Origin of the sequence: Paenibacillus alginolyticus DSM 5050 = NBRC 15375, from assembly GCF_000422905.1 — a bacterium.
Lineage (GTDB): Bacteria > Bacillota > Bacilli > Paenibacillales > NBRC-103111 > Paenibacillus_E > Paenibacillus_E alginolyticus.
This window is the reverse complement of record NZ_AUGY01000043.1, coordinates 42,698-69,229: the sequence shown is the minus strand read 5'-3', so window position 1 is coordinate 69,229 and position 26,532 is coordinate 42,698. Positions and strand designations below refer to the sequence as shown.

The 26,532-nt window shown below is 41.2% G+C and carries 27 protein-coding genes and 1 tRNA gene; 18 read left to right on the top strand and 10 right to left on the bottom strand.

Features of this window, described 5'->3' with window-relative positions:
- On the top strand, positions 1–339 hold a 339-nt coding region (locus tag G519_RS52225), incomplete at its 5' end, for an IS1595 family transposase (protein ID WP_036633432.1).
- 64 nt (positions 340–403) lie between these two features.
- Here G519_RS52225 and G519_RS0119700 read toward each other — a convergent pair.
- From G519_RS0119700 to dnaA, 8 genes are all read right to left on the bottom strand, one after another.
- A complete protein-coding gene (locus G519_RS0119700) occupies positions 404–1,471 on the bottom strand; it encodes an HD-GYP domain-containing protein (RefSeq protein ID WP_029196170.1) in 1,068 nt (355 codons plus the stop codon).
- A gap of 81 nt (positions 1,472–1,552) precedes the next feature.
- Positions 1,553–4,042 (bottom strand): DNA gyrase subunit A, encoded by a 2,490-nt coding sequence (gene gyrA, locus G519_RS0119695; protein WP_029196169.1) that lies wholly within the window; start codon positions 4,040–4,042, stop codon positions 1,553–1,555.
- A 45-nt stretch (positions 4,043–4,087) separates the two neighbouring features.
- Positions 4,088–6,004, bottom strand: a complete 1,917-nt coding sequence (gene gyrB / locus G519_RS0119690) for a DNA topoisomerase (ATP-hydrolyzing) subunit B (protein ID WP_029196168.1) — start codon at positions 6,002–6,004, stop codon at positions 4,088–4,090.
- Positions 6,005–6,154: 150 nt separating this feature from the next.
- On the bottom strand, positions 6,155–6,403 hold the full coding sequence (gene remB / locus G519_RS0119685; RefSeq protein ID WP_029196167.1) for an extracellular matrix regulator RemB: 249 nt from the start codon (positions 6,401–6,403) through the stop codon (positions 6,155–6,157).
- Positions 6,404–6,408: 5 nt separating this feature from the next.
- The gene (gene recF / locus G519_RS0119680) at positions 6,409–7,527 is read right to left on the bottom strand and encodes a DNA replication/repair protein RecF (protein WP_029196166.1); all 1,119 of its coding nucleotides are present in this window, start codon (positions 7,525–7,527) and stop codon (positions 6,409–6,411) included.
- Between the two features lie 28 nt (positions 7,528–7,555).
- Positions 7,556–7,771, bottom strand: coding sequence for a S4 domain-containing protein YaaA (yaaA, locus tag G519_RS0119675; protein ID WP_029196165.1), 216 nt, complete (start codon positions 7,769–7,771; stop codon positions 7,556–7,558).
- A 12-nt stretch (positions 7,772–7,783) separates the two neighbouring features.
- Complete coding sequence (gene dnaN, locus G519_RS0119670; protein WP_029196164.1) at positions 7,784–8,926, bottom strand: DNA polymerase III subunit beta; 1,143 nt, start codon at positions 8,924–8,926, stop codon at positions 7,784–7,786.
- 179 nt (positions 8,927–9,105) lie between these two features.
- Positions 9,106–10,470: a chromosomal replication initiator protein DnaA gene (gene dnaA, locus G519_RS0119665; protein WP_029196163.1), complete on the bottom strand. Its 1,365-nt coding sequence runs from the start codon at positions 10,468–10,470 to the stop codon at positions 9,106–9,108.
- 631 nt (positions 10,471–11,101) lie between these two features.
- Between dnaA and rpmH the strand changes: the two genes are divergently transcribed.
- The 12 genes from rpmH to G519_RS0119605 all read left to right on the top strand — a co-directional run bounded on the left by rpmH (position 11,102) and on the right by G519_RS0119605 (position 22,098).
- Positions 11,102–11,236, top strand: coding sequence for a 50S ribosomal protein L34 (gene rpmH, locus G519_RS0119660; protein ID WP_029196162.1), 135 nt, complete (start codon positions 11,102–11,104; stop codon positions 11,234–11,236).
- A gap of 146 nt (positions 11,237–11,382) precedes the next feature.
- Positions 11,383–11,742: a ribonuclease P protein component gene (gene rnpA / locus G519_RS0119655; RefSeq protein WP_029196161.1), complete on the top strand. Its 360-nt coding sequence runs from the start codon at positions 11,383–11,385 to the stop codon at positions 11,740–11,742.
- Positions 11,743–11,813: 71 nt separating this feature from the next.
- Complete coding sequence (gene yidC / locus G519_RS0119650; RefSeq protein WP_029196160.1) at positions 11,814–12,581, top strand: membrane protein insertase YidC; 768 nt, start codon at positions 11,814–11,816, stop codon at positions 12,579–12,581.
- On the top strand, positions 12,578–13,195 hold the full coding sequence (jag, locus tag G519_RS0119645) for an RNA-binding cell elongation regulator Jag/EloR (RefSeq protein WP_029196159.1): 618 nt from the start codon (positions 12,578–12,580) through the stop codon (positions 13,193–13,195). Before yidC ends, jag begins: the two co-directional genes overlap by 4 nt.
- Before the next feature lie 71 nt (positions 13,196–13,266).
- Positions 13,267–14,643: a tRNA uridine-5-carboxymethylaminomethyl(34) synthesis GTPase MnmE gene (gene mnmE / locus G519_RS0119640; RefSeq protein WP_029196158.1), complete on the top strand. Its 1,377-nt coding sequence runs from the start codon at positions 13,267–13,269 to the stop codon at positions 14,641–14,643.
- 46 nt (positions 14,644–14,689) lie between these two features.
- Positions 14,690–16,585 (top strand): tRNA uridine-5-carboxymethylaminomethyl(34) synthesis enzyme MnmG, encoded by a 1,896-nt coding sequence (mnmG, locus tag G519_RS0119635; RefSeq protein ID WP_029196157.1) that lies wholly within the window; start codon positions 14,690–14,692, stop codon positions 16,583–16,585.
- A gap of 3 nt (positions 16,586–16,588) precedes the next feature.
- On the top strand, positions 16,589–17,317 hold the full coding sequence (rsmG, locus tag G519_RS0119630) for a 16S rRNA (guanine(527)-N(7))-methyltransferase RsmG (protein ID WP_029196156.1): 729 nt from the start codon (positions 16,589–16,591) through the stop codon (positions 17,315–17,317).
- 337 nt (positions 17,318–17,654) lie between these two features.
- Positions 17,655–18,470, top strand: a complete 816-nt coding sequence (gene noc, locus G519_RS0119625; protein ID WP_029196155.1) for a nucleoid occlusion protein — start codon at positions 17,655–17,657, stop codon at positions 18,468–18,470.
- A gap of 161 nt (positions 18,471–18,631) precedes the next feature.
- Positions 18,632–19,390 (top strand): ParA family protein, encoded by a 759-nt coding sequence (locus G519_RS0119620; protein ID WP_029196154.1) that lies wholly within the window; start codon positions 18,632–18,634, stop codon positions 19,388–19,390.
- Complete coding sequence (locus G519_RS0119615; protein ID WP_029196153.1) at positions 19,387–20,259, top strand: ParB/RepB/Spo0J family partition protein; 873 nt, start codon at positions 19,387–19,389, stop codon at positions 20,257–20,259. The genes G519_RS0119620 and G519_RS0119615 overlap by 4 nt, the downstream gene beginning before the upstream one ends.
- 171 nt (positions 20,260–20,430) lie before the next feature.
- On the top strand, positions 20,431–21,591 hold the full coding sequence (locus G519_RS0119610) for an aminotransferase class V-fold PLP-dependent enzyme (RefSeq protein WP_029196152.1): 1,161 nt from the start codon (positions 20,431–20,433) through the stop codon (positions 21,589–21,591).
- Between the two features lie 15 nt (positions 21,592–21,606).
- Entirely contained in the window at positions 21,607–22,098 is a 492-nt protein-coding gene (locus tag G519_RS0119605; RefSeq protein WP_029196151.1) for a DUF4446 family protein, read from the top strand.
- Here the strand turns inward: G519_RS0119605 and yyaC are convergent.
- The gene (gene yyaC / locus G519_RS0119600; protein ID WP_029196150.1) at positions 22,073–22,696 is read right to left on the bottom strand and encodes a spore protease YyaC; all 624 of its coding nucleotides are present in this window, start codon (positions 22,694–22,696) and stop codon (positions 22,073–22,075) included. The two genes, G519_RS0119605 and yyaC, sit on opposite strands and share 26 nt — an antisense overlap.
- A gap of 97 nt (positions 22,697–22,793) precedes the next feature.
- On the opposite strand from yyaC, the gene G519_RS0119595 reads away from it, so the two are divergent.
- From G519_RS0119595 to G519_RS0119575, 5 genes are all read left to right on the top strand, one after another.
- Positions 22,794–23,030: a DUF3343 domain-containing protein gene (locus G519_RS0119595; protein ID WP_036633428.1), complete on the top strand. Its 237-nt coding sequence runs from the start codon at positions 22,794–22,796 to the stop codon at positions 23,028–23,030.
- Between the two features lie 18 nt (positions 23,031–23,048).
- Complete coding sequence (locus G519_RS43695; RefSeq protein WP_036633444.1) at positions 23,049–23,888, top strand: mechanosensitive ion channel family protein; 840 nt, start codon at positions 23,049–23,051, stop codon at positions 23,886–23,888.
- Between the two features lie 46 nt (positions 23,889–23,934).
- On the top strand, positions 23,935–24,150 hold the full coding sequence (locus G519_RS0119585) for a DUF951 domain-containing protein (RefSeq protein WP_029196148.1): 216 nt from the start codon (positions 23,935–23,937) through the stop codon (positions 24,148–24,150).
- A 69-nt stretch (positions 24,151–24,219) separates the two neighbouring features.
- Positions 24,220–24,307: transfer RNA gene (locus G519_RS0119580), tRNA-Ser, on the top strand.
- A 162-nt stretch (positions 24,308–24,469) separates the two neighbouring features.
- Positions 24,470–24,901: a hypothetical protein gene (locus tag G519_RS0119575; RefSeq protein WP_029196147.1), complete on the top strand. Its 432-nt coding sequence runs from the start codon at positions 24,470–24,472 to the stop codon at positions 24,899–24,901.
- A 195-nt stretch (positions 24,902–25,096) separates the two neighbouring features.
- Here the strand turns inward: G519_RS0119575 and G519_RS0119570 are convergent, their stop codons facing one another.
- Complete coding sequence (locus tag G519_RS0119570) at positions 25,097–26,455, bottom strand: right-handed parallel beta-helix repeat-containing protein (RefSeq protein ID WP_029196146.1); 1,359 nt, start codon at positions 26,453–26,455, stop codon at positions 25,097–25,099.
- Positions 26,456–26,532 lie beyond the last annotated feature (77 nt).

Genomic DNA, 26,532 nt, shown 5'->3' with positions numbered 1-26,532 from the left:
GACTTTGCAACCACCTACATTGAAGCTGGATCAACGATTGCCAGCGATAGATATCGTTCTTATCAAGCTTTGGCCAAAAATGGCTTCCACCATGAAGCCAAAAAGTACGACCTGAAAGAAAATCCAGATCATCTAAAGTGGCTTCATACGATCATCTCTAATGCGAAAGCTTTTATTGGTGGTACCTACCACGGCTTAGATCCTAAGCACCTACAAGCATATCTCGATGAGTTTTGCTATCGATTCAACCGCCGTGAGGTCAAAAGCGAGTTATTCAATAGGTTAGTTCATTGTTGCCTATCGTCTACGACGATTACCTATCCTGAGCTAGTTGGATAATCAAATTTAATAATAAAGAAGAAAACCCCCTCTAATAGGGGGTTAACAGTACTCTCTATGTATTTTACATATGACCAATAACATCTTGAATGAATAGGTTTCTTTCTAATGTTAAATTAACAATCGTGCCATTAACGTTAATCCAAGGTCTAGTAGGATGAGAGCGATCGGAGAATATAATTTCACCTACACGGTTATCGCTTAGTTTTACAATCGTTCCATTGCTGATTTGTGTGGACTTGTTCATAAATACTTGAACCAGGGTTGGATCTACTTTGCCGAATGACTCAGTGAAGAGCTGCTCAAGTACAACATACGGTGACAACGCCGTTTTATAGTAACGTTCATTAGTCATAGCGTTATAAATGTCAGCAATCGCTACTATTTTGGCATACATGTGAATCTTATCGCCTTTAACTCCTAAAGGATAACCAGATCCATCCTCACGTTCATGATGCTGAATGGCAGTTAATTTGACACCTTCGTTAATACCGGAAATATTTTTAAGAATCTGATACCCGATTAGCGTGTGCTGTCTAATCTCATCCATTTCGGATGTAGTCAGGGCTCTCTTCTTCTCAAGAATAGTAGGATCAACTTTGGATATACCGATGTCATGTAAGAGACCAGCTAAAGCAATTTGCATCAAATCTTTCTGAGGAAGCCCATGCCATCTAGCTAATGAATAAGCGGTTAAGCTGACCTGAATACATTTGTGATAGATATAATCTTGCAAACTGCGATTTTTCGGTGTGAAGGTAAGTACTTTATAGGCATCAATATGTTGAATGAGCGCTTCAAGACCGTTTCGAAGATCTAAGATAGGAAGCGGTTGTCCACCATTAGCGAGATAAAAGACACGTTTAAGCAGCTTCAACATATTCTGATATTCCAAATAAAAAGGATGAACGGCTGCAACTTCATTCGGTTTCATTTCTTCACTCGTGGCTTCGGGCTCTATACCATTCTTAGACTCAATAAAGACAGATGAAATAAGAAATGCTTTTAGAATCTCAATGTCTCTTTCATTAATGACTTTTCCTTTGTTGAAGAGCACATTTCCTAATTTTGTTATTACGTTATCGCCTAATCTTTCACCATATTTTAATTGGGAAACGGCTACTGTCGGCACAATCATTCACTCACCTTAACTTATCGTATACTTCTTATTGTAAAGTAAAAAGGATGGGTTTGTAAGCCCCATCCCGACATTTTATTCTTCTGTATCTACTGCTTCTGTTTCTTCCCAATCGCCGTCTTCCTCATTCTCGCTTTGCTCTTCATTCTTCTGCACGCGAGCTAAGGTTCCAACTTCATCGTCTTCACGAATATTGATTAAGCGCACACCCTGCGTGTTACGGCCCATCATTGAAATCCCGTCCATACTAGTACGAATAACAGTACCCGATGCTGTAATAATCATAAGATCCTCATCATTTTGCACCACTTTAAGACCGACAATAGGGCCGTTCTTATCTGTGACGTTTAAGGTCTTAATCCCTTTACCACCGCGTGTCTGGATCCGATATTCAGAAACAGGCGTTCGCTTACCAAAACCTTTGGTCGTTACAATGAGTACACTGTTATCTTCATGGACAACGTCCATATCAATAACCGTATCTTCTGGATCCAGGTGTATACCTTTAACTCCAGTAGCAGACCTACCCATGGAACGAACATCTTGTTCTGGGAAATGGATGGACATGCCTAGCTTGGTTCCCATAATAATGCCTTGGTTACCGTCAGTCAGTTTAACACCAATGAGATCATCATCTTCCCGTAAATTAATAGCGATTAATCCGCCTTTACGAATGTTGGAATAATCGTCGATTGGAGTCTTCTTCACAACACCTTGCTTCGTTGCAAAGAATAAGTATTGCTCTGTTTCAAAGCTTTCTACCGGAATCACCGCGTTAATCGTCTCACCTTGCTCGATCTGGATTAAGTTAATGATTGGTGTTCCACGAGCTGTCCGGCTCAAATCCGGAATCTCATAAGCTTTCAGACGGTACACTTTACCTTTATTCGTAAAGAACATCAAATAATGATGCGTGTTCGTCACGAATAAATGTTCAACGAAGTCATTGTCCTTGGTATCCATACCGACAATGCCACGTCCTCCACGCTTCTGGTTCCGATACGTCGTAACCGGAAGACGCTTAATGTAACCCGTATGCGTAATCGTGATAACGACATCTTCACGCGGGATGAGGTCTTCATCTTCAATGCTTTCCTCACCAACCGTAATTTCGGAACGTCGCTCATCGCCGAATTTCTCTTTAATTTCATTCAATTCTTCGCTAATGATCGCTAGAATTAGCTTCTCATCGGCAAGAATTGCTTTAAGCTCAGCGATTTTCTTCATAAGTTCAGCATACTCAGCTTCGATCTTCTCACGTTCTAAGCCTGTTAAACGCTGTAGACGCATATCGAGAATAGCTTGAGCTTGATCGAGGCTCAAATTAAACGTCGTCATGAGCCCTTCTCTAGCTTCTTCCGTCGTACGGGAAGCACGAATCAAGGCAATCACTTGATCCAAGTGATCAAGTGCGATGCGTAAACCTTCCAAAATGTGAGCACGCGCTTCGGCTTTGCGCAGATCAAACTCAGTTCTACGGCGAATAACTTCTTGCTGATGCTTGAGGTAATAATGCAGCATCTCGCGAAGATTTAGAACTCTTGGTTCGCCGTTGACGAGTGCAAGCATGATAATACCGAAGTTCGATTGCATCGCCGTATGTTTAAACAAGTTATTCAGAACAACATGCGGATTGACATCGCGACGAAGCTCGATGACAACTCGCATACCGTTGCGGTCGGATTCATCTCGAAGATCCGTGATACCATCAATCTTTTTCTCACGAACAAGTTCCGCAATTTTTTCAACTAATCTAGCTTTATTTACTTGATAGGGCAGCTCATTAACAATGATTCTAGCTTTATTATTGTTTTCTTCAATAACCGTTCTAGCGCGCATCGTAACAGAGCCTCTGCCTGTTTGATAGGCTTGCCTAATCCCCTCACGGCCTAGGATAAAACCAGCTGTAGGGAAATCCGGTCCTTTGATAGCTTGCATCAACTCAAGAGGTGTGATATCCGGATTTTCAATCAACATCTGGATACCTTCGATAACCTCACGAAGATTATGAGGAGGAATGTTCGTGGCCATCCCTACCGCAATCCCGGAGCTTCCGTTCACAAGCAAGTTCGGAAAACGAGAAGGGAGAACTACCGGTTCATTTTCTTCGCCATCATAGTTTGGCTTATAGTCAATTGTCTCTTTGTTAATATCACGAAGAAGCTCCATCGCGATCTTCGACAAGCGAGCTTCGGTATAACGCATGGCTGCTGCCATGTCACCGTCGATCGATCCAAAGTTACCATGACCATCGACCAGCATATAACGAAGTGAGAAATCTTGCGCCATTCGGACCATCGTCTCATACACCGCAGTGTCTCCATGAGGATGGTACTTACCGATGACTTCACCAACGATTCTCGCCGATTTCTTATGTGGTTTATCTGGAGACATGCCTAGTTCAGACATCGCAAACAAGATACGACGATGAACAGGCTTCAGACCGTCTCTTACATCTGGCAGTGCACGACTGACAATGATACTCATCGCATAGTCTAAGAAAGATGTACGCATTTCGGTCGAAATGTCAATTTCTTTGACTTGCGAATGTAATTCTTCGCTCATGAATGTTCCTCCTGAAAGCTTACATCGTTAGCAACGTCTAGGACGTTAGATATCTAGATTTTTCACGTACTTCGCATGTTCCTCGATGAAATCTCTTCTAGGTTCTACGTTATCTCCCATCAATGAATCAAAGAGCGTATCTGCTTCAATCGCATCTTCGATCGTCACCTGCAGGAATGTACGGCTTTCCGGATCCATCGTCGTTTCCCACAATTGTTCTGGATTCATCTCACCAAGTCCTTTATAACGCTGTACATTGACTTTGGCGCCTTCACCGAACTCCTGCATGATGACTTCTCTTTGCTTTTCGTTATACGCATAGCGAACCGTTTTATTTCTTTCGAGCTTGAAAAGTGGAGGTTGTGCAATATACACATAACCGGATTCAATTAATTTTTTCATATACCTGTAGAAGAAAGTAAGCAGAAGCGTACGAATGTGTGCTCCGTCAACGTCAGCATCGGTCATAATAATAATTTTGTGATAACGTGCCTTAGCGATATCGAAATCGTCACTGATCCCTGTACCAAAAGCTGTAATCATCGCGCGAATCTCCGTATTGGACAGAATGCGATCCAATCTAGCTTTCTCTACATTCAAAATTTTACCGCGAAGTGGAAGAATCGCCTGGAAGTGACGATCACGCCCTTGCTTAGCGGATCCGCCTGCAGAGTCACCTTCTACGATGTAAATCTCACTGATAGAAGCATCCTTGGAAGAGCAATCTGCTAGTTTACCTGGCAGAGCGCTTACTTCCAATGCGCTTTTACGACGAGTCAATTCTCTCGCTTTACGCGCAGCTTCCCTTGCTCTTGCCGCTTGAATCCCTTTTTCAAGAATCTTCTTCGCAACCGATGGATTCTCTTCCATAAATGTTTGAAGCTTCTCGGCAAATAGAGATTCTACAATACCACGGACTTCACTATTTCCTAGTTTGGTCTTCGTTTGACCCTCAAATTGAGGCTCAGGAATTTTCACGGAAATAATGGCAGCAAGACCTTCGCGCACATCATCCCCCGATAAGTTGGAGTCACTTTCTTTCAACGAATTACTTTTGCGGGCATAGTCATTCAAGATCCGCGTTAGCGCGCTTTTAAAACCGGACTCGTGAGTACCACCCTCGTGTGTATTGATGTTATTCGCGAAGGAGTAAATATTTTCCGTATAGCTATCGTTGTACTGAAGGGCAATCTCGATCGAAATGTTATCCTTAGCACCTTCTACATAGATCGGGACTTCATTGACGACTTCACGGTTACGATTCAAATGCTGCACAAAGGACACAATACCGCCTTCATACATATGTGTTGCTACCGTATCCGTACGCTCATCAATCAAGTTAATTTCGATGCCTTTATTCAAGAAAGCGAGCTCTCGAATTCTGGATTGCAGCGTATCGAAATCATATTCTGTCGTTTCTTTAAAAATCTCCGGATCCGGGTGAAAGGTAACCTTGGTGCCCGTTTCTTCGGTTTCACCTACGACTTTCACATCATATTGCGGCGTTCCGCGGCGGTATTCTTGTTGATGAATTTGGCCTTTATTCTTTACTTGCACAGTTAAGTGCTCAGACAGCGCATTAACCACGGAAATACCTACACCGTGCAGACCACCGGATACTTTGTAACCGGAATCCTCGCCACCGAATTTACCACCTGCGTGGAGTACGGTAAGTACAACCTCGAGTGTTGGTCTTTTCAGTTTTGCATTTTCACCGACAGGAATTCCGCGCCCGTTATCAATAACAGTAACGCTATTATCTTTATGAACGATTACATCAATTTTCGTACAAAATCCGGCCAAAGCCTCATCGATACTATTATCTACAACTTCCCATACGAGATGATGAAGTCCACGGGCACTGGTTGAACCAATATACATACCCGGTCTTTTGCGAACGGCCTCTAAACCTTCCAGAACCTGAATCTGACTGTCATCGTACGCATTTTGATTCACAGACATGTTAATCTTCACCTGCTTTTCTATAGTGAGAGAAACCTCTATCGAAGTCATTCAAACGAGCGACCGCGCTTAGAGGACAGTATATTCGCCAATAAGAAAGCTGCTTTCGGAAAGCCGAAATCTTATACTTTCTTATGTGGGGAGAAAGGGTTAATTCGTCAACAACTGATGTGCTCTTTTCTTGAGCGTGGTTGAGGAAATTGGAGAATAATACACTTTACTCTTCGTAACAACGAGCGATTTGCAATCTTCATCGCCGATTTGCTCTGTTTTTTTATCTTTTAAAGCTTGCTGTATGAATTGTTTCGATATTTTGGAAGATTTCTCTATTGAGATATCGAAAATAGCAATTAGTTCGGATGCTCTAATAATTTTCTCTCCACCCAAATGAATAAACATGCTCCTCAGCTCCTGCCGCTTACATTTCCTTTCAAAACATGAAACACGGAAGCATGATCCAGTTGATCCAAATGGACACTCTCTAGACCTGTTGTTGTAATAAAAGTTTGGACTTTCTGCTGAAACGTACGGATCAGTTGTGTCTGTCTATACTCATCAAGCTCGGATAACACATCATCCAGCAATAATAGGGGATACTCGCCAACTTCCTCATGAATGAGCTCTATTTCCGCAAGCTTTAGCGATAACGCTGTTGTTCGCTGCTGCCCCTGTGATCCATACGTTTGGACCTCTTTGTCGTTGATGTAAAAAAGAAGATCGTCACGATGAGGGCCCACTAACGTAACACCTCTCCGGAATTCCTGATCCCTAACCAAAGATAACTTTATCATAAATTGGTTTAATAAAACAGATTCATCTTCAAACGGTGTCATATCAAAAGAGGGGGAATAGCGAATAAGAAGCTCCTCACTATCGTTCGTAATCCCTCTATGGATCGTTTCCGCCCATTGTTGTAGCTTCTTAATAAAGCTTTGACGTTTTTTCATAATTTTAACACCATACTGTGCTAATTGTTCATTCCAAATGTCTAACATCGCGTCTGGTGTGGCTTTTCCTGGGAAAGATTGCTTTAAATAATTGTTCCGCTGCACCAATATTTTCTGATATTGCGATAAGTCATGCAGATAGGAGGGCTGTACTTGGCCAATCTCCATATCGAGGAATCGCCTTCTAACACCAGGAGTTCCTTTGACGATCTCTAAGTCTTCCGGAGCAAACATGACGACGTTCAAAGCACCGATAAAGTTACTAAGCTTCTTTTGTTCGAGGCCATTGATTTTCGCTTTTTTACCTTTGGTCGAAATGGAGAGATCCAGCTTACAGCTGCCATATCGTTTCTGAATTTCCGCATGCAGCTGTGTCTGCTCACCGTTCCAGCCAATTAATTCTTTATCCTGATGGGTACGATGTGATTTTGTCATGGCCATTACATAGATTGATTCCAACAAATTTGTTTTGCCCTGAGCGTTAGGTCCAACGAAAATATTCACATTGCTATCCGTTGTAAGCTCAATCTGATCGTAATTTCTGTAATGACTGAGTACGAGTCTGTTCAAAAACATGGGCGGCCATCCTCCTGGGTTAATCCGATCAGGAGCTAACGACTTCGAATTGTCCGAAACCCTCCACGGTTACCACATCTTGCGGCACGAGTTTCCGGCCTCTACGATTTTCAGCTTGTCCGTTCACTTCAATTTTTGTATCCACAACAAAAAATTTGGCTTGTCCACCTGTGGATATACAGTCCGATAACTTCAGAAACTGTCCAAGTGTAATATAGGCCGTATTTATGGGGATCTGTTTCATATAACGCACTCCTTAATTCGTTGTTCGATACGGCAAAATAAGCTGCAGAATGTTTGTGGAATCTTGTGGTTTCATGATGATTGGCTGCATAGCTCCCGTAAATCCGATGTGAATGAACTCGGAATCAAGAACTTTAAGCGCATCGAGCATATATTTGGAGTTAAAGGAGATTTTGAGTAACTCACCAGCAATATGCTGCAGATTAATTTGCTCCGTTACTTTCCCAAGCTCAGAAGAACTTGAAGAAATCTCAATTGTCTGGTCTTCAAGCATCATCATTTTCACAATGTTCGTCTTATCTTCTCTGGAAAGCAAGTAAGCACGGTCAATGGCTTCAGCCAATTCTTTGGTTGGAACGACCATTTCGGTTTGAAAAGATTGCGGAATCAACTTAGATGTATCCGGGTAAGTTCCGTCTAAAATGCGTGAATAGAACAAAATTGAATGAATTTTGAATAAAACTTGATTGTCGGAAATAACTATATCTATAAGGGAATTCTGATCCGGCAAAATTTTGCTTAATTCGTTCAGAGTTCGGCCTGAAATAACAATGTTAGGAAGTTGATGGGCATTATCATTATCAACGGTTACTTCTCTGCTAGCAAGTCGATGCCGATCACAAGCAATGAATTTGAGTTTATCACCTGAGATGTTCCAGAGCACACCTGTAAGAATAGGCGTAGACTCATTCGTTGATACGGCATAAGAAGTTTGCTTAATCATCGTTTTCAGCAAATCGCTTGGCAAACGAAGCATTTTACTTTCTTCGATTTCGGGCAGCAGCGGATATTCATCTGGATCTAGCCCCATAATTTGAATCTCGGAAGAACCGGAACGAATGATGGTTTGAAAATTATTTCTAACTTCGATTTCGATTAACTGTGCAGGTAGTTTACGAATAATTTCGACGAAGAATTTGGCTGGAAGAACGACACTGCCGGCTTGAAATAGTTCAATAATTTTAATCTTGTCATTTTCACTAGGGGTAAAGCTTTGAATGGAAATATCCGTATCGCTTGCTGTAAGGGTTACACCGCTTAAAGTTGCATCTATTTTGATCCCTGTAAGGATAGGTATGGTTGTACGAGAGGATATAGCTTTGGAAACGTGACCAATGGATTCAATTAAATGGTCTTTTAGGATGGTTAATTTCATGATTTCACTCCTGTGGTTCTTTTTTTCGTTGCGTTAGCATAATCATTATATAATAACATTCTTTATTAGTAATAGCAGTAGGGGCACTGAATATGTGGATATGTGGATGATTCTTATATAAATCAAGCCTATCCACATGTGAATAGATTGTGCATAGGCTTAGCCAAAATTAAATGTTATCAAGAGGGGTTCTTGATGCGTTCTGTCAGATTATGAACGATCTTATAAAGATCCTGATCTACTTTTAGTTGCTCTGATATTTTATCATGGGCATGGATAACCGTCGTATGGTCACGGCCACCAAAATTATCTCCGATTTTCGGCAAAGAGAAGTCCGTCAACTCACGTGCCAGGTACATCGCGACCTGTCTAGGGAATGCGACGGCTTTTGTACGCTTACGAGCCTTGAAATCCTCTAGCTTCAAACCATAGAATTCTCCAACCCGCTGCTGAATATCCTGTATCGTGATGACTCGTGGTCGATTCGATGGAATGATATCTTTCAATGCTTCAGCTGTTAGATGCACGCTAATATCCTGATTAATAAGGGACGAGTACGCAACTACTCGAATCAAAGCACCTTCAAGCTCACGGATATTCGTATCGATTTGGTTCGCGATATAGATCATCGCTTCATTCGGAATCTCCAGATTCTCTGCTTTTGCTTTCTTGCGGAGAATGGCAATGCGTGTTTCTAAATCAGGGGGCTGAATGTCTGTAATTAATCCCCACTCAAATCTAGAGCGTAACCGATCCTCCAGGGTTGGAATTTCTTTGGGCGGCCGGTCACTAGAGATAATAATTTGTTTGCCTTCTTCATGAAGCGCATTAAATGTATGGAAAAACTCCTCTTGCGTACCTTCTTTACCAGCGAGGAATTGAATATCATCAATCAACAAGACATCGATCGTTCTATATTTATTACGAAATCCTTCGCCGCGGTTATCACGGACCGCATTAATAAATTCATTCGTAAACTTCTCTGATGAAATATATAAAACACGTGCTCCTGGATTATGTTCTAACACATAGTGGCCGATAGCATGCATCAAATGGGTCTTACCTAAACCAACTCCTCCATATAGAAAGAGGGGATTATAAGCTTTAGCTGGCGCCTCGGCAACAGCGAGGGATGCAGCATGAGCGAATCGATTGCCGGATCCGATAACGAACGTATCAAAGGTATACCTAGCGTTCATCATATTGGTGAAATTTTCTTCCCCTGTAACAATCGCAGGACCTTTTGGCGGGATAACAGTTGGTTGGACTGCTGTAGACTGAGATTTCTGTTCTTCCGTTTCAATGATGAATTTCACAGTAACCTGTTTACCCGTAAAGTCATATATGGTTCCTTCAATTAGCTTGGTATAGCGGCTTTCGAGCCATTCCTGAGCAAAATTGTTGGGCGCACAAATAACGACAGTTGAATCATTAAATACTGTCGCTTTCGTTGATTTAAGCCAAGTGTCGAAACTTGGTTTACTGAGTTTAGTTTGAATAATCGTTAAAATTTGCTGCCATAAGTCCGTAGAATGGCCTTCCACAGTAATTCACTCCTTTGAAATCAAACATGTGGCATAAGGCCAGTAAAGATATGTTCGGTTTATAAAGCTTTATTGTTAAATCTCGAAAATAACCTATTCACATGAAAGGATTGGCTTATTCGAAATCTGCTTATAGTTTGCTCGATCAACAACGAAAAGAACCTTTATGTCTGATGCGGTCAAGAAAGGACGATTTTTGTCGATTTTATCCACATTATTAAGGATCGGTTGAAATGACTTATTCTTGTAGAGGGAAAATTGTTCACAATGTTATCCACAGGTTGTTGATAAGTCGGAGGGTTAGTGGTGTCTATCCACAACAGAAACATTATCATCTTATCAAAAGATCACTTGTTAATCAACGGATTGTTTGATATTATCCACATTTACAACAAGTTGTGCATAGATTTTGTTCACAACACAAGATATTGTTGATATTATGTTAATTTTCGACAAGCTTCTCTGTGGAGAGGTGAAATTTTATACACAGGTTATTCTTTTTTTGATTTTTACTGAATACATGTCTTCTTCACCTGAACACTCGGGTAGGTTGACTTTCTGCTGTGGAAATGATTTAATGAGTAGTAGAAATTTTGTAGGATGGATATCCTCAGGTAGGGAGGTGCTATAGATGGGTCCGACGTTTAACCCGAATACGAGAAAGCGTAAGAAGAATCATGGTTTCCGTAAAAGAATGAGCACGAAGAATGGTCGTAAAGTTCTACAAGCTCGTCGTCTTAAAGGAAGAAAAATTCTTAGCGCGTAAAAATGAGGCTCCGGAAGGGGCTTTTTTTTTTGCATTTTGAGGGAATGGTTTATATCGTGATAATTTTGTTAAAGCTATATAAGCTAACTAATTTTGTTTGGAACTTAATTTAATCTTGGAGTCATCTGTCTGGAGCGTACATAATCGTGGAAAAAATATATAGATTAGCTAAAAGAGAAGACTTCAATAAAGTATATCGGTATGGGAAATCGATGGCCAATCATCAATTCGTTCTTTATTATTTGCCTCAACCTAAATTGGAACATTTTCGCCTAGGCGTGTCTGTGAGTAAAAAGGTAGGCAATGCTGTCGTACGAAATCGGCTCAGACGAATGATGAAGGAAATTATCCGGTTAAAAAAAGAGAACATGACGCTACATTATGACTACATCTTATTGGCTAGAAAACCAGTGGTTGAAATGGACTATGCTGAGATGGAGAAAAGTATCTGGCATGTGATTCGCAAAGCTTCTTTATTAAAAAGAAATGATGTCATTAAAAAGTAACGTAATATTTCCTTGCAAGCTGAAGATGTGTTATAGTTTATGATGGAAAAGATATTTAGGAGGATCTCATTTTGACTCGTCGAATTTATATGCTAGCTTCACTCTCAGCGTTGATCTTATTACTGTCCGGATGTAGTCCGTCAAGTTCAGCTATGGCGCCTATTGATCCGAATACCGCAGGTTTTTTCGTTAAATATTTTGTGTACCCGCTTTCCATGACGCTGGACTGGTTCGCTGATCATTTATGGGGTCAATACGGATTATCCATCTTGGTCGTTACCTTGATTATTCGTTTAATTATTTTGCCGCTTACACTTAAGCAGTACAAAAGTTCCAAACGGATGCAGGATCTACAGCCAGAGATGAAGAAGCTCAAAGAAAAGTATAAAGATGATGCGAAGAAGCAGCAGGAAGAAACAATGAAGCTGTTTCAGCAAAATGGTGTGAATCCATTAGCAGGATGTTTCCCAATCATTGTTCAAATGCCAATTCTAATTGCTCTATATCAAGCGATTATGCGTAATGATCACATCCGTGAACATACTTTCTTGTGGATGAACCTTGGTAAACCGGATCACTTGTATATTCTTCCGTTGATTGCCGCGGCAACGACATTCGTTCAACAAATGTTCATGTCTTCCCAAATGAATCAACAAATGAAAAGCTTGCTATATATTTTCCCAGTTATGATTTTCGTGATGTCCATGAATTTCGCAGCTGCGCTTCCGCTTTACTGGATTTACGGTAACATCTTCACAATCATTCAGTCTTACTTTATTTATGGTTCTCCTGCATCGCAAAAAGCGGGGCAAAAAAATAAGGGTGGCCTGTCCAAATGAAAAAAATTGTGGTGACTGGAAAGACTATTGAGCTAGCGGTTAAATCCGGTTTATCTCAATGGCAAGTATCCGAGGATCGTGTAAACATTCATATTTTGGAGCAACCCTCTCGAGGGTTTCTCGGGTTTATTGGTACCAAAGAAGCTAAAGTAGAGCTTGAATTGATTCCAGATCCACTTGAGGAAGCCATTGCTTTCTTACAAGATATGTTCGCAGCGATGCAGATTTCCATCACCATAGATACGCGTAAAGATCGTGAAGGCTACATCTTGAATATGAGTGGTTCTGAATTAGGGATTTTGATCGGTAAAAGAGGACAAACACTGGATGCTTTGCAGTATTTGGTGAATATCGTTGCAAACCGGTATGCGAATTCTCATTTTCGTATTATCTTAGATGCGGAAAATTTCAGAGATAGACGTAAGAAGACGTTGGAGGAGCTCGCAGTTAGACTTGCCAATCGTGTGATTAAGTCCAAAAAAGAAGTGATTCTCGAACCCATGAATTCTCAGGAACGAAAGATTATTCATGCTGAACTACAGGGACATCCAGTTGTAAAAACATACAGTAAAGGCGAAGAACCTAACCGTCGGGTGGTTATCGCTGTCAAATAACGCAACCGCAATGACTTTGATCATGTCATTGCTTTTTCTTTAAGATGAGGTAAATTCGAGGTGTTAATATTATGTTAAATGATACGATTGCTGCTATTTCTACACCGCTAGGTGAGGGTGGGATAGCGGTTATTCGTGTGAGCGGAGATGAAGCCGTCCCATTCGTGGAACGGATTTTTCGCTCCAAAACGAAATTATCTGTTGCTGAGACGCATACGGTACATTATGGATTCATAATAGAACCTGCTTCTGCCCAAAAGGTAGAGGAGGTTCTAGTTACGTTAATGAAAGCTCCGCGTTCATTTACGATGGAAGATGTCGTGGAGGTTAGCTGTCACGGTGGAATTGTTTCGGTTAAGAAAGTACTCGATTTGCTGCTGCAGCAGGGAGTTCGGTTGGCTGAGCCCGGTGAGTTCACGAAGCGAGCATTCTTGAATGGTCGGATTGATCTGACCCAAGCTGAAGCGGTGATCGATTTAATCCGGGCCAAATCGGATAGAGCTTTCAAGGTAGCTTTGAAACAAGTTGAAGGAAATTTGTCGAAGCAAATCAAGAATTTACGTCATACATTAGTGGAATTGATGGCTCACGTAGAAGTGAATATTGATTATCCTGAGCATGATGTGGAAGAAATGACGAACAGCTTCATAAAGAGCAAGTGTGACACGGTTATGTTTGAAATTGACCGTCTTTTGGTAACTGCGGAGCAAGGGAAGATATTGCGAGAGGGTATTGAAACGGCCATTGTCGGTAAGCCAAATGTCGGCAAATCATCGCTTCTCAACGAATTAGCGCAGGAGAATCGCGCAATTGTAACGGATATTCCAGGTACAACGAGGGACGTTATTGAGGAATTCGTGAATATTGGTGGTATTCCTTTGAAGCTGCTGGATACTGCGGGCATTAGGGAAACCTCAGATCTTGTTGAACAAATTGGGGTTGAGCGTTCGAAGACAGCTTTAGCTGAAGCTGATCTTATCTTGTTAGTGCTGAATAGCAATGAAGAGCTTGAATTCGATGAAATTGCGCTGATGAAACAATTAGCGGATAAGCAAACGATTGTTATTTTAAATAAGATTGACTTAACTAGAAAGCTGAATGTGGAACAAGTTTTAAGTTATTTTCCACAGGAGCGTATTGTTGAGTTGTCACTGATTGAGAATAAAGGTATTGAAGATTTGGAAAAAGCGATCGCGGCAATTTTCTTTGAGGGTAAACTAGAATCAAGTGATTTGACGTATGTTAGTAATGTTCGTCATATTTCGCTATTGAAGCAGGCTAAACGTTCGTTACAAGATGCACTTGATGCTAATGAACAATATGTACCTATTGATATGATACAAATTGATATTCGAGCAGCTTGGGAACAGCTTGGAGAGATTATTGGCGATTCAGTCGGAGAATCATTGATTGATCAGATATTTACACAATTTTGCTTAGGAAAATGAAAACGACAGCATTTGCGTTTTCATAAAAGAGGGAGGGACGTATATTATGGGATATCATGCAGGTGATTATGATGTAATTGTCATCGGTGCTGGGCACGCAGGTTGTGAATCTGCATTAGCCTCAGCTCGCATGGGTTGTAATACGCTTTTATTAACAATTAATTTAGACATGGTCGCATTCATGCCTTGCAATCCATCAATTGGTGGTCCTGCGAAGGGCCACGTTGTTCGTGAGATTGACGCGCTTGGTGGCGAAATGGGGCGTAACATCGACAAGACGTATATTCAAATGAGAATGCTGAATACAGGGAAAGGCCCCGCGGTACATGCGCTGCGTGCTCAAGCGGATAAATTTTCGTATCAACATAAAATGAAAGAAACAATTGAGGCGACTCCAAACTTGACGCTTCGTCAGGGTATGGCGGAAGAGCTTATTGTTGAAGGCGGCGTGTGTAAAGGCGTAATTACGAAAACAGGCGCTGAGTATTACTCAAAAGCAATCGTTTTGACGACTGGGACTTATTTAAGAGGGAAAGTTATTATGGGTGAGCTAATGTATGAAAGTGGACCTAATAATCAACAGCCTTCTGTTAAATTATCGGAATCCTTGCGTAAACTCGGTTTTGATCTTGTTCGATTCAAAACAGGAACGCCACCGCGCGTTCATAAGGATACAATTGATTTTAGTAAAACGGAAATTCAACCTGGTGATGATGAGCCTAAATTTTTCTCATTTGAGACTAAAGCAGAAACAAATGGGAGTGAGCAGCTTCCATGTTGGTTAACGTACACGTCTGAGGAAACACACAACATTATTAATTCGAATTTACACCGTGCTCCAATGTTCTCAGGAGCTATTGAAGGAACAGGACCAAGATATTGCCCTTCTATTGAAGATAAAATTGTTCGATTCGCTGATAAACCTAAACATCAAATTTTTCTAGAACCAGAGGGACGCAATACTTCTGAATATTATGTTCAAGGGTTATCAACGAGCATGCCTGAAGATGTTCAATTGGGCATTTTGCGGTCAATTCCTGGTTTAGAGAAAGTGGAAATGATGCGTACCGGTTATGCCATTGAATATGATGCGGTTGTTCCTACTCAATTGAAACCTTCTTTGGAAACGAAATTGGTAAGTGGATTATTTACTGCTGGGCAAATTAATGGAACATCGGGATACGAGGAAGCTGCTGGTCAAGGGGTTATGGCAGGGATTAATGCGGCTCGTAAAGTCCAAGAGAAAGAAGCCATCGTTCTGGATAGATCGGAAGGTTATATCGGCGTTTTAATTGATGATCTTGTAACGAAGGGTACGAGTGAACCTTATCGTCTATTAACATCACGCGCAGAGTATCGCTTACTTCTTCGTCACGATAATGCTGACCTAAGACTAACGCCAATTGGTCATGAAATTGGTCTTATTTCAGACGAACGTTACGCTGCATTTTTAAATAAAAAATCTTTGATTGATCAAGAAATTGAACGTTTGGCGGAGGTAAAGGTTAAGCCGGAACCTCATGTGCAGGAATTACTGGCGAGTTTGGAAAGTGTGCAGTTGAATAATTCTGTACCAGCTATTTCGCTGCTTCGTCGTCCTGAGATTGAATATAAGCATATTGAGCAAATGACTCCTTCTCCACTTGAACTGGATGATGAAATGAAAGAACAAGTAGGCATTCAAGTGAAATATGCCGGCTACATCGAAAAACAAAGCAATCAAGTTGAACGGTTACGTAAAATGGAAAAGAAAAAAATTCCGGATGACATCGAGTATAGTGAAATTCACGGGATTGCGACGGAAGCTAAGCAAAAGTTAGCTAAAATTCGTCCGATATCTATTGGGCAAGCATCTCGTATCGGTGGCGTTACACCTTCGGATATTTCTATCCTGCTTGTTTATTTAGAACATTACAACAGAGTCATTGCGGCTAGAGGTTAATTCATGGATGCTATTCAACAACAATTTGTTCAATTATTAGAGAAACAACAAATTTCTCTTTCTACCCAACAGCTTGATCAATTTGAGTTGTATTACAAGATTCTTGTAGAGTGGAATGAGAAAATGAATTTAACGGGTATTACAGAGAGAGATCAGGTCTACTTAAAACATTTCTATGATTCTCTTTCTGTTTCTTTTAATTTTAATGTGGAACATGTGTCATCCGTTGCTGATATTGGCTCTGGAGCTGGTTTTCCAAGTATCCCTTTGAAAATTGCTTTTCCACATCTCAAAATTACGATAGTCGATTCTTTGAATAAACGTATTTTGTTTTTAAGAGAATTAGTTTCGCAACTTGGACTGACAGATACCGAATGTGTTCATGGTAGAGCAGAAGACGTTGCTAGATTACCTAAGTATCGGGATCAATTTGATTTGGTTACAGCAAGAGCTGTTGCACGACTACAGGTTCTAAATGAATTTTGTCTTCCTTTCGTTAAGAAAGGTGGAACTTTCATTGCAATGAAAGGTTCAGAGATTGAGGAGGAATTAAATGAGGCTTCCTTCAGTTTAGCAGAGCTGAGAGGAAAGGTAGTCAAGGTGAATCGCATGCTGCTACCAATTGAGGAATCGATTCGCCATTTTGTAGAGATTCATAAACTCGAATCGACTCCCGCTAAGTATCCTAGAAAAGCAGGTATCCCATTGAAAGAGCCTTTGGTCAAATTGTGAATTTGTTCCACGTGAAACATTTACATGGTTTGGACTGTCAAATAGAAGGAAATATCAACTCTATGTTGAATTAATAATAGAGTGAAATTTAGCTAGTATATAAGTATTTTAAGAGATTGTACTTGTCATACTTTGACGTAATAGTAGCAAAATGTTTTCGTTCGTTAAAAAGAAAGATTAGGTAAGTTTTATACTGTGCTTCGCATCAACCTTGACAAACGCACTCGTCCCAAATGGACGAAGGTGCCGTTTATCCTTGTGTAGGACGAAGAGGTCGTCTATCTTTGGATCATTTTGGTCGCTTAAACTACGGGAAGAGTTGGTGGTAAGGTTTCCTATGAAAGAACAAATTTCAAAGCTATTTGGCTTAGCAGATCGATCAACGACTGACGAGGTCAAGAACATATCGGTGAATAGTATTATTCCAAGTCCATATCAGCCAAGGTTATTGTTTGATGATGATCGAATTGATGAACTCATGCAAACAATTCGAACGCATGGCATCATTCAGCCGATCGTTGTCAGAGTTAAAAACAACACGTTCGAGCTGATTGCCGGTGAGCGACGTCTAAGAGCTGTTAAAAAGCTGGGTCTCGATACAATCCCTGCGATTGTACGTGATTTCAATGATTCTCAAGCAGCATCAATTGCTCTTATTGAAAACTTACAGCGCGAAGGACTTACTGCAATAGAAGAGGCTGCAGCTTACCAACAGTTAATAGAGATGCATGATTTAACTCAAGAAAGCTTAGCGCAACGTCTGGGTAAAAGCCAATCCACGATTGCAAATAAGATACGTTTATTACATCTAAGCGAACCAGTTAAGATGGCATTAATGGAACGTAAGATTACGGAACGTCATGCGAGAGCGCTGTTGGCGCTTGATCAAGAAGAACTACAAGTTAAAGTGCTTGAAGAGGTAATCGCTAAAGAGTTGAATGTAAAGCAAACAGAAATTAAAATCAATTTTTTGAAAGAAGCTACTAAGCTTAAGAAATCTCGTCGCGTCTCTTTTACGAAAGATGTTCGATTAGCTTTAAATACAATTCGCCAATCCGTTGAAATGGTTTCTAGTTCTGGTTTAAATATTAATACGTCTGAGCAAGATCATGATGATCATTACGAAATTATAATTAAGATTCCTAAACGATAATAAAGCATTTTTTGCTACCTTAAACGGCGCAAGCCGTTTTTTTGCTTCTTATGGACATAAACTATCAAATATAGATAAGGTAACTAGTCCATAGATATGTTAAGATAGTAATACTGCTTTAGTATGGCATTTGGAACATAAGCGATTGAGGTGAAATGGTTTTGTCTAAAATAATAGCAATAACTAATCAGAAAGGTGGCGTCGGTAAGACGACAACTTCTGTAAATTTAGGTGCTTCTCTAGCCTCTTTAGGGAAAAGGGTGCTTCTCGTTGACATCGATCCACAAGGCAATACAACAAGTGGGATAGGTGTGAACAAAGCGGATGTTGTTAATTGTATCTATGACGTTCTTATTAATGATGTTCACCCCAAAGATGCAACGGTTGATACCAATGTTCCAAATCTCAAAATAGTACCTGCAACAATTCAGTTGGCAGGAGCTGAAATAGAACTTGTTCCAACGATTTCAAGAGAAGTACGATTAAAGAAATCTCTCCAGTTAGTGAAACATTTATATGATTACATCCTTATTGATTGTCCTCCGTCACTAGGCCTTCTAACCATTAACTCATTAACTGCTGCCGATTCTGTCATTATCCCAATTCAATGTGAATACTATGCGCTTGAAGGATTAAGCCAACTGCTCAACACCGTTCGTTTAGTACAAAAGCATCTTAATACAGGGCTTCAAATTGAAGGCGTATTGTTGACTATGTTCGATGCAAGAACTAACCTTGGCATACAGGTTATTGAAGAAGTAAAGAAATACTTCCAAACAAAAGTATACCAAACGATTATTCCAAGAAATGTTCGCTTAAGTGAAGCGCCCAGTCATGGACAGTCCATTATTACTTATGATCCTAGATCAAAAGGCGCGGAAGTGTATTTAGAGCTTGCGAAGGAAGTGATCTCTGTATGACCAAAGGCCTTTCTAAAGGTTTAGGTAAGGGATTGGATGCTTTAATTACTTCTTTACATATTGATGAAAGTGATAAAGTCATCCAAATTCCATTATCCCAATTGAGAGCAAACCCTTATCAACCTAGAAAAAACTTTAATGAAGATAGTATTAGAGAACTAGCTGATTCAATCAAAGAACACGGTGTTATTCAACCGATTATCGTTCGTAAAGTACTCAAAGGATATGAGATCATTGCGGGGGAGCGAAGATTCCGTGCCTCTCAAGTAACGGGGATAGCGACAATTCCTGCTGTTGAAAGAAACTTCTCTGATCAGCAAGTCATGGAAATTGCTTTAATTGAGAACGTACAACGTGAAGATCTCAATGCGATGGAAATTGCCTTTGCGTATCAAGGAATCATTGACCAGTTTTCTCTCACACAAGAAGAGCTATCTGCAAAGGTCGGGAAGAGTAGATCGCATATTGCAAACTTTCTGAGATTGCTTCAACTGCCTGAATCCATTAAACAATATGTTTCACGTGGAACATTATCCATGGGACATGCTAGAGCTATTGTGGGTGTGAAGGACGATAAGCTGAAGAAAGAACTCGCCGAAACGACCATCAGTAAACAATGGAGTGTACGTGAACTAGAAGAAGCTGTGAAAACGTTGGAAGAGACCCCAGGGCAAGAAAAGGAAAGAAGTAAGCAGAAAGAAAAGAATAGAGATCCATATATTAATCAAGCCGAGGATCAGTTGAGAGATATTTACCGCACGACGGTGAAAATCAAACATCAGCAGGATAAAGGTAAGATAGAACTTCTCTATTATTCCAAAGACGATTTAAATCGTCTGCTAGAATTGCTGCAAGGTAAAATCTCTTAAAATTAGATAGCATACCAATGGTTTTCTTTCGAACTGAAAGATGAAACTAAGGTATGCTATATTTATGAGTTGATGAGTGAATTTACAGTTTAGCATGCTTCGCACCAACCTTATCAAACGTGCTTGTCTGTAAGACGACGTAGGCTTTTATCCATGAAAGAGGGTGACAAAATGAAGGGTGTTATGTATTTTGATCAAGCGGCATCTTCGTGGCCTAAACCGCCTGCTGTTATGGATGCCATGATGCAATGTATGCATGAGTTCGCGGCCAATCCAGGCAGAGGCAGTCATCAGATGGCAGTGAAAGCCAGCAGAATATTATTTGAGACACGGATAAATACAGCACGTTTATTCGGGATAAGAAACCCTAATGACATTTCGTTTGCATTAAATACAACCCATGCGTTGAATCAAGCAATCAAAGGCTACGTAAAAGCTGGGGACCACGTGATATGTACCAATATCGAGCATAACTCGGTGCGGAGACCGCTTGAATATTTGAGGGCCACAGCTCAGGTTGAGCTTACCTATATTCCTAGTGATGAACAAGGTAATATTCGATTAGATGAATTGAAAAAGGCATTTCAATCCAACACAACACTTGTTGTTGTGAATCATAGTTCTAACCTTATGGGAACCATTATGCCAGTAGGAGAAATAGGAGAGATCTGTCGTGCTCAAGGCGTCAGGCTGCTCGTAGACGCAGCTCAGAGTGCCGGTATACTGCCTATTGATGTAGCGAGTATGAATATCGATATGCTGGCTTTTCCGGGCCACAAGGGGCTCCTGGGGCCTCAAGGGACAGGTGGGTTATACATTCATACGGACATTGATTTAGAGCCGCTATTACATGGAGGTACAGGGAGTCAATCGGAAGCCATTCACCAACCCACAGTGCGACCAGATCGCTATGAAGCTGGAACGCAAAATACAGTTGGAATCGCGGGGCTAAATGAAGGTGTAAAATTTGTCTTGTCTGAAACTGTAGAAAAGATTCACGAGAAAGAGTGGCGCCAAACTCAGCACTTAATGGAAGGGTTACTGGGAATTGCAGGAGTCACGGTTCTTGGGCCAAGGCTTGGACAAAATAAAACAGGAATTGTTTCCTTTAATATCAGTGATGCGGATTCATCGGAAGTGGCCTTTATCCTGGATCAATCTTTTCAGATTGCCGTTCGTTCAGGCTATCACTGTACGCCACTGGCGCATGAAGCAGCTGGAACCTTAGCTAAAGGTGCGGTTAGAGCAAGTATTGGTTATTTCACAACAGATCATGAAGTGGAAGCCTTGATTGATGCTGTAAAAGAGATTCAAACGCAGTATGCGAAGTAGAAAGAGGGATAAATCATGGGGGAACTGTTTGGCCTTGATGGTGGGGTCATCGTATTAACTTGTTTCGCACTAATCATTGTGTTGTTTATTTTCATATTAATTGTTTCCATTAAATTAGTATCTTTGCGTAAACGATATACACAAATGATAAATGGCTCAAAAGCAGAAAATATGGAACAGATCATTATTGATATGCAAAAAGGATTGAACGAGCAAAAGGCCGAATCAGTAGCGACTTCAGCCAAGGTTGAAACGATTCGTCAAGCATTAATGAAGACGAAGTCAAAAGTCGCCATCCATCGCTATAATGCCTTCAATGAAGGTGGAAGTGATTTAAGCTTTACAATTGCCATATTGGATGAATATCAAGATGGGATTATTCTAACGGGTATACATAGCCGCGAGCAAATGTATTTGTATGCGAAGCCAATTCAGAATGCAAAATCAACCTATACACTAAGCCCTGAAGAAAAAGAAGCGATTAATCAAACTTTAAAGCAGCCGTAGCATTAGGCGTATAAGATTGTGTGCGGCGCAAAGCAGAATGAAGAGCGTCACCGATAATATTGGCCATATTCATGACTAAGCTAAGCCGTGTATTTTGCAGGACGAAATACTCCATAAATCCACCGACATTTACAATACCGGTAACATGGATGTCACCAACGGGAGGCAAATCTTTATTTACACCGGCGCCTGGTTTAAGAGGTCCGTCTGCAACCTGAATGCAACCGACACTGGATACTTGACCAAGGCAAGCATCGATGGCAACGATGAAAGGTTTTTGAAATTGGTTATGGATTTTATCAACGGTTTCAGCTAAATTCATAGCATGGACTGGCTCATCTAAAGTACCGAAAAGATGAAGGTTGCGGAGGTTGGTTGTACGGTTCAAATGAGAGCCAACCAGTGGTCCTAAGGAATCACCAGTAGAACGATCGGTTCCAACACATATGATGACGATAGGTTGATAGGTTGGTAGTTTGCTAAAGATGGTGTGTAAATGCTTTGAGAGAAGAAAAGGGGTATCGGCATCTGTATGTTGAATCTTTAGTGGTTCTAGAACCGCATTTTTCACACCATCGTAACCAAATTGGAATTTCATCGTATCCCTCCAAATGTTGCTACTTTTTTTACTAGTATATGGAGAGATAGGGACATTTATACGTAGAAGAGGGGGACTTTCCCTGAAACTTTCAATCATGTTGCTAGCGTTCGATTCTACTCAACAGGCACTGAGAGCAGAAATGCTGCTAGAGTACGCAGATATCGAGATCGACATTAGACCAACTCCGAAAGAAATCACTGCAGGCTGCGCACTGTCTATCGAATTCCCGGGAGAGAATTTAGAACAAGTAAGAGACATTATTCATGCTGAAAATGTGGAAATCAGAGGCATCTATTTTAAAAATGAGGATAAATATGTTACGATGGAATGAAATTAAGGGGGGCTGCACATGGCCTTTGTAACCAAATTTTTTACGGATTTAAGTCAATGGGTACACGATCATGTAACGAAACCGGAAATGATAGCTTCGATATTTTGGATTATCGTTAAAATTATATTAATCTATGTAGTATCTAAAATATGCATAAAAATCGCGGATAAAACAATTGCTCATATGATGTCAGCAAGAGACAAGTCTCCGTTGAAATTTGATAGAAGAAGAACAAACACAATAGGAAGTCTCATACATAACCTAATAGCTTACACGATCAATCTCATCTGCATTATGCTGATATTAGGGCAAGTGGGACTAAATATAGGTCCTTTACTTGCTGGTGCAGGTGTACTCGGGCTAGCTATTGGTTTCGGGGCACAGAGTTTGGTGAAGGATGTAATAACAGGTTTTTTCATCATATTTGAAGATCAATTCGGAGTAGGGGACGTCATTCAGATTGATTCATTTAAAGGTACAGTAGAAGAAATCGGGATTAGAGTGACACGGATCAAGAGCTGGACCGGTGAAGTGCATATTATTCCGAATGGGAATATCAAACAAGTCACCAATTTTTCTACCTACAATTCACTTGCCGTAGTTGATGTAACGATTCCTCTCCATTTGGATATTGATAAAACGACAGAAATCCTCAAGGAAACGGTGAAGCAAGTTCAACTGCTTACCGATGATATTGTAAAAGAACCTGAGGTGCTTGGTGTCCAGATGGTGGGCTCGACGGATTTGAAAATTCGCATTATTGCGGAGTGCAAGCCGACAAGACAATTTAATGTCACTAGACTTTTGAATATCGAGATTAAGAAGCAGCTCAATATTACGCAAATAGAAGTGATATAACCCAAGAAATCATGTCCATAAATTCGGAAAAGGCGGTGGCAGACGAATGGAGAAGAAGCAGTATCAGCTTGGCGATATTGTGCAAATGAAAAAGCCCCATCCGTGTGGCACCAATGAAATGGAAATCATTCGGATGGGCATGGATATTCGGATCAAATGTGTAGGCTGTAAACACAGTGTATTAGTGCCGAGAACAAAGTTCGAAAGTAAGCTGAAAAAAGTACTCCGATCGAATACGGAGATACAAGAAGAGTCCTCCTAATGGGTTCAGGAAAAACACTTGCGAGAGCCTGACTTTTTTGATACAATAAGTCCTGTTCTCGCTTTTCATGGAAAGGTACCCAAGTGGTCCAAGGGGGCTGACTCGAAATCAGTTAGGCGTCGCGAGGCGTGCGTGGGTTCGACTCCCACTCTTTCCGTACTCTAGTGAAACCAACATTTGTGAAACAAATTAAGAGCCTTTTACGTCTATGAAGACGTAGAGGGCTCTTTTGCTTTTGCAGGGTAGGGAATAAAAGGCAAGGAAAGGAAGCAAAATAACCCCATATCTAGGTATAGGTAAAATGAGGAGGTAGAACGTTATGAGAATTTGGGTGATGATGCTTCTGGTGCTGGCTGTGGTCGTTACAGGGTGCTCCAAGAAGAATGTGGGGGGCACAACAAGTCCAACTCCTGGAGTGACTGTACAGCCTTCTGCAGGGGCTTCTGCGACGCCTGGCGGGACAAGCAGTCCAACGGGAGGAGCAGCAGCTACTGCGACACCAAAGGCCGGCGACACTGCGACGAAGGATGAGCCTCTTCCTAAGATAACGAAGGAACAGGCCGATAAAATAAGTATGACAGGCACCTATGATGACGTGGTGAAACTAACGGGAGCCAAAGGCAAGCTGGTGAAAGATGAGAATGGAAAGAAAACGTACGAGTACGAGATATCCAATCAACCTGGTTATTATGTGCAGCTTGTTTTCTTTGCAGATGGAAAGATATCAGAGAAGCGAGTATATCAGAAATAACGATTGCAAAAAGGCCACACACCTAAATGGGGATGTGGCCTTTTCTGACCACATAAGAAAGTATAAGTTTTCAGATCACGAAAACCGCTTTCTTATTGGCGATAAAACCTAATATAGGGATCTTTGGTCGGAGACCAAAGTCTCTCCTTATTAAACGCGGTCGCTCATCTTCGAATGGCCTCGATAGAGGTTTTCTCATAAGATAGAAGTGGTTGTGTTTGTGCCTTTATCGAAGATTTTCTCGCCATTTCCATAACCCACATTGCCAAAGAGGATGGTTTCTCGGCAATTGGCATCCAAGATGCGGATCGGTGCTTTCGTGCAGCTGCTTAAGCTATTACCCGTTAACTGATTGCTATCCGAGTACGAACCGCTGTCTTTGCCATCAGAAGCGAGCACGATCCCGTCTGATTTGCAAGTACGAATAGAATTCTGACGAATCTGATTATCATAAGCATTAATGAGGACAATACCGTTATTACCAATAGCTTGGAGCTGGTTATTAGCTATGATATTGTGATGAGGGCGTTTTTGTTGGGTGTCCGCTTGCCCCTCTAACTGAATGCCAATATCTTCGATATCATTTAGCGTATTAGCCGTAATCATATTGGAGATGCAGTGACCTTTGAGGCGGATGCCATAGGTGTACCCTTTATTTCCGCTTGAATTTATAAAATTCTCAATGATGTTATCGGAAAGGGTATTAAATTGACACGGTTCTTCTTTGAGACCAGATATAAGGTCAATGCCAGACTGATAGCATTTCTGCATGCGATTTCTCGCGATGACAGAATGACTGCTGCCATTGGTCAAAGTGATACATGGTTGAAACAGCATGTTGAATTGATTTTGCACCAAATGATGATTCTTACCATTACTGCACCAGATGCCATAACCTTGGGTATCATAATCCAGTGTTCCGATGATGTTATCGAAGGAACAGTTCTCGACAACAACACGGTTAGAATCAACGGATTTTATACCATTATCGATCATCGAAAAGGTGCAGTCTGTGATGGTAATGTCGGCAGCTTGGTCGAGCGCAATTCCGCATTCAATTCGTGGAACCGAGGCGTTTCCGAAGGAACCAATTCCTTGGAAGGACAACCCTTGGATATGTACATGCTGAACCGCAGATAAGTTAAGGAGACCGAATTTATGGGTGGATGACCGAAGGATGCTGCTGCTGCCGGCCCCCATTAAGGTAATGTTCGCGCTCACACGTAAGGGTATCTTGAGGAAGTACATACCTGGCGGGATGTAAACGATGCCACCTGATTGAGCAGCCGTATCGATTGCGCTTTGGATGTAAGGAGAATCGTCTTCATCATAGCGTCGGTTGCCGCGGGCTCCGAAATCTTTGACATTATAGAAGAGGGTGGAAGTGGCTGCCGCATGCGCTTTACTGCTTGGTAAGAACAAGTCCCCGGCTGCTAAGGCAATGCCTGCTGCACCTAGTGTAGATAACAACTTTCTACGAGTAAGAGAGGATGCGGGTGAAGAGGGAAGATCACTAGAGTGTGACTCAAGCTGCGTATGTCCATTTTCGTCCAAAAAGTTCACCTCATACTTAGATTGGTAGATATATTGACACTCCACACGGCTGAAGCCGTGGGATTCTTAGCTAGTTG

Coding starts and splice junctions, on each gene's coding strand:
- gyrA (WP_029196169.1), bottom strand. CDS start 4,042: ATGAGCGAAGAATTACATTCGCAAGTCAAAGAAATTGACATTTCGACC.
- gyrB (WP_029196168.1), bottom strand. CDS start 6,004: ATGTCTGTGAATCAAAATGCGTACGATGACAGTCAGATTCAGGTTCTG.
- remB (WP_029196167.1), bottom strand. CDS start 6,403: ATGTTTATTCATTTGGGTGGAGAGAAAATTATTAGAGCATCCGAACTA.
- recF (WP_029196166.1), bottom strand. CDS start 7,527: ATGTTTTTGAACAGACTCGTACTCAGTCATTACAGAAATTACGATCAG.
- yaaA (WP_029196165.1), bottom strand. CDS start 7,771: ATGAAACAGATCCCCATAAATACGGCCTATATTACACTTGGACAGTTT.
- dnaN (WP_029196164.1), bottom strand. CDS start 8,926: ATGAAATTAACCATCCTAAAAGACCATTTAATTGAATCCATTGGTCAC.
- rpmH (WP_029196162.1), top strand. CDS start 11,102: ATGGGTCCGACGTTTAACCCGAATACGAGAAAGCGTAAGAAGAATCAT.
- jag (WP_029196159.1), top strand. CDS start 12,578: ATGAAAAAAATTGTGGTGACTGGAAAGACTATTGAGCTAGCGGTTAAA.
- mnmE (WP_029196158.1), top strand. CDS start 13,267: ATGTTAAATGATACGATTGCTGCTATTTCTACACCGCTAGGTGAGGGT.
- mnmG (WP_029196157.1), top strand. CDS start 14,690: ATGGGATATCATGCAGGTGATTATGATGTAATTGTCATCGGTGCTGGG.
- rsmG (WP_029196156.1), top strand. CDS start 16,589: ATGGATGCTATTCAACAACAATTTGTTCAATTATTAGAGAAACAACAA.
- noc (WP_029196155.1), top strand. CDS start 17,655: ATGAAAGAACAAATTTCAAAGCTATTTGGCTTAGCAGATCGATCAACG.
- G519_RS0119615 (WP_029196153.1), top strand. CDS start 19,387: ATGACCAAAGGCCTTTCTAAAGGTTTAGGTAAGGGATTGGATGCTTTA.
- G519_RS0119610 (WP_029196152.1), top strand. CDS start 20,431: ATGAAGGGTGTTATGTATTTTGATCAAGCGGCATCTTCGTGGCCTAAA.
- G519_RS0119605 (WP_029196151.1), top strand. CDS start 21,607: ATGGGGGAACTGTTTGGCCTTGATGGTGGGGTCATCGTATTAACTTGT.
- yyaC (WP_029196150.1), bottom strand. CDS start 22,696: ATGAAATTCCAATTTGGTTACGATGGTGTGAAAAATGCGGTTCTAGAA.
- G519_RS0119595 (WP_036633428.1), top strand. CDS start 22,794: ATGTTGCTAGCGTTCGATTCTACTCAACAGGCACTGAGAGCAGAAATG.
- G519_RS43695 (WP_036633444.1), top strand. CDS start 23,049: ATGGCCTTTGTAACCAAATTTTTTACGGATTTAAGTCAATGGGTACAC.
- G519_RS0119585 (WP_029196148.1), top strand. CDS start 23,935: ATGGAGAAGAAGCAGTATCAGCTTGGCGATATTGTGCAAATGAAAAAG.
- G519_RS0119575 (WP_029196147.1), top strand. CDS start 24,470: ATGAGAATTTGGGTGATGATGCTTCTGGTGCTGGCTGTGGTCGTTACA.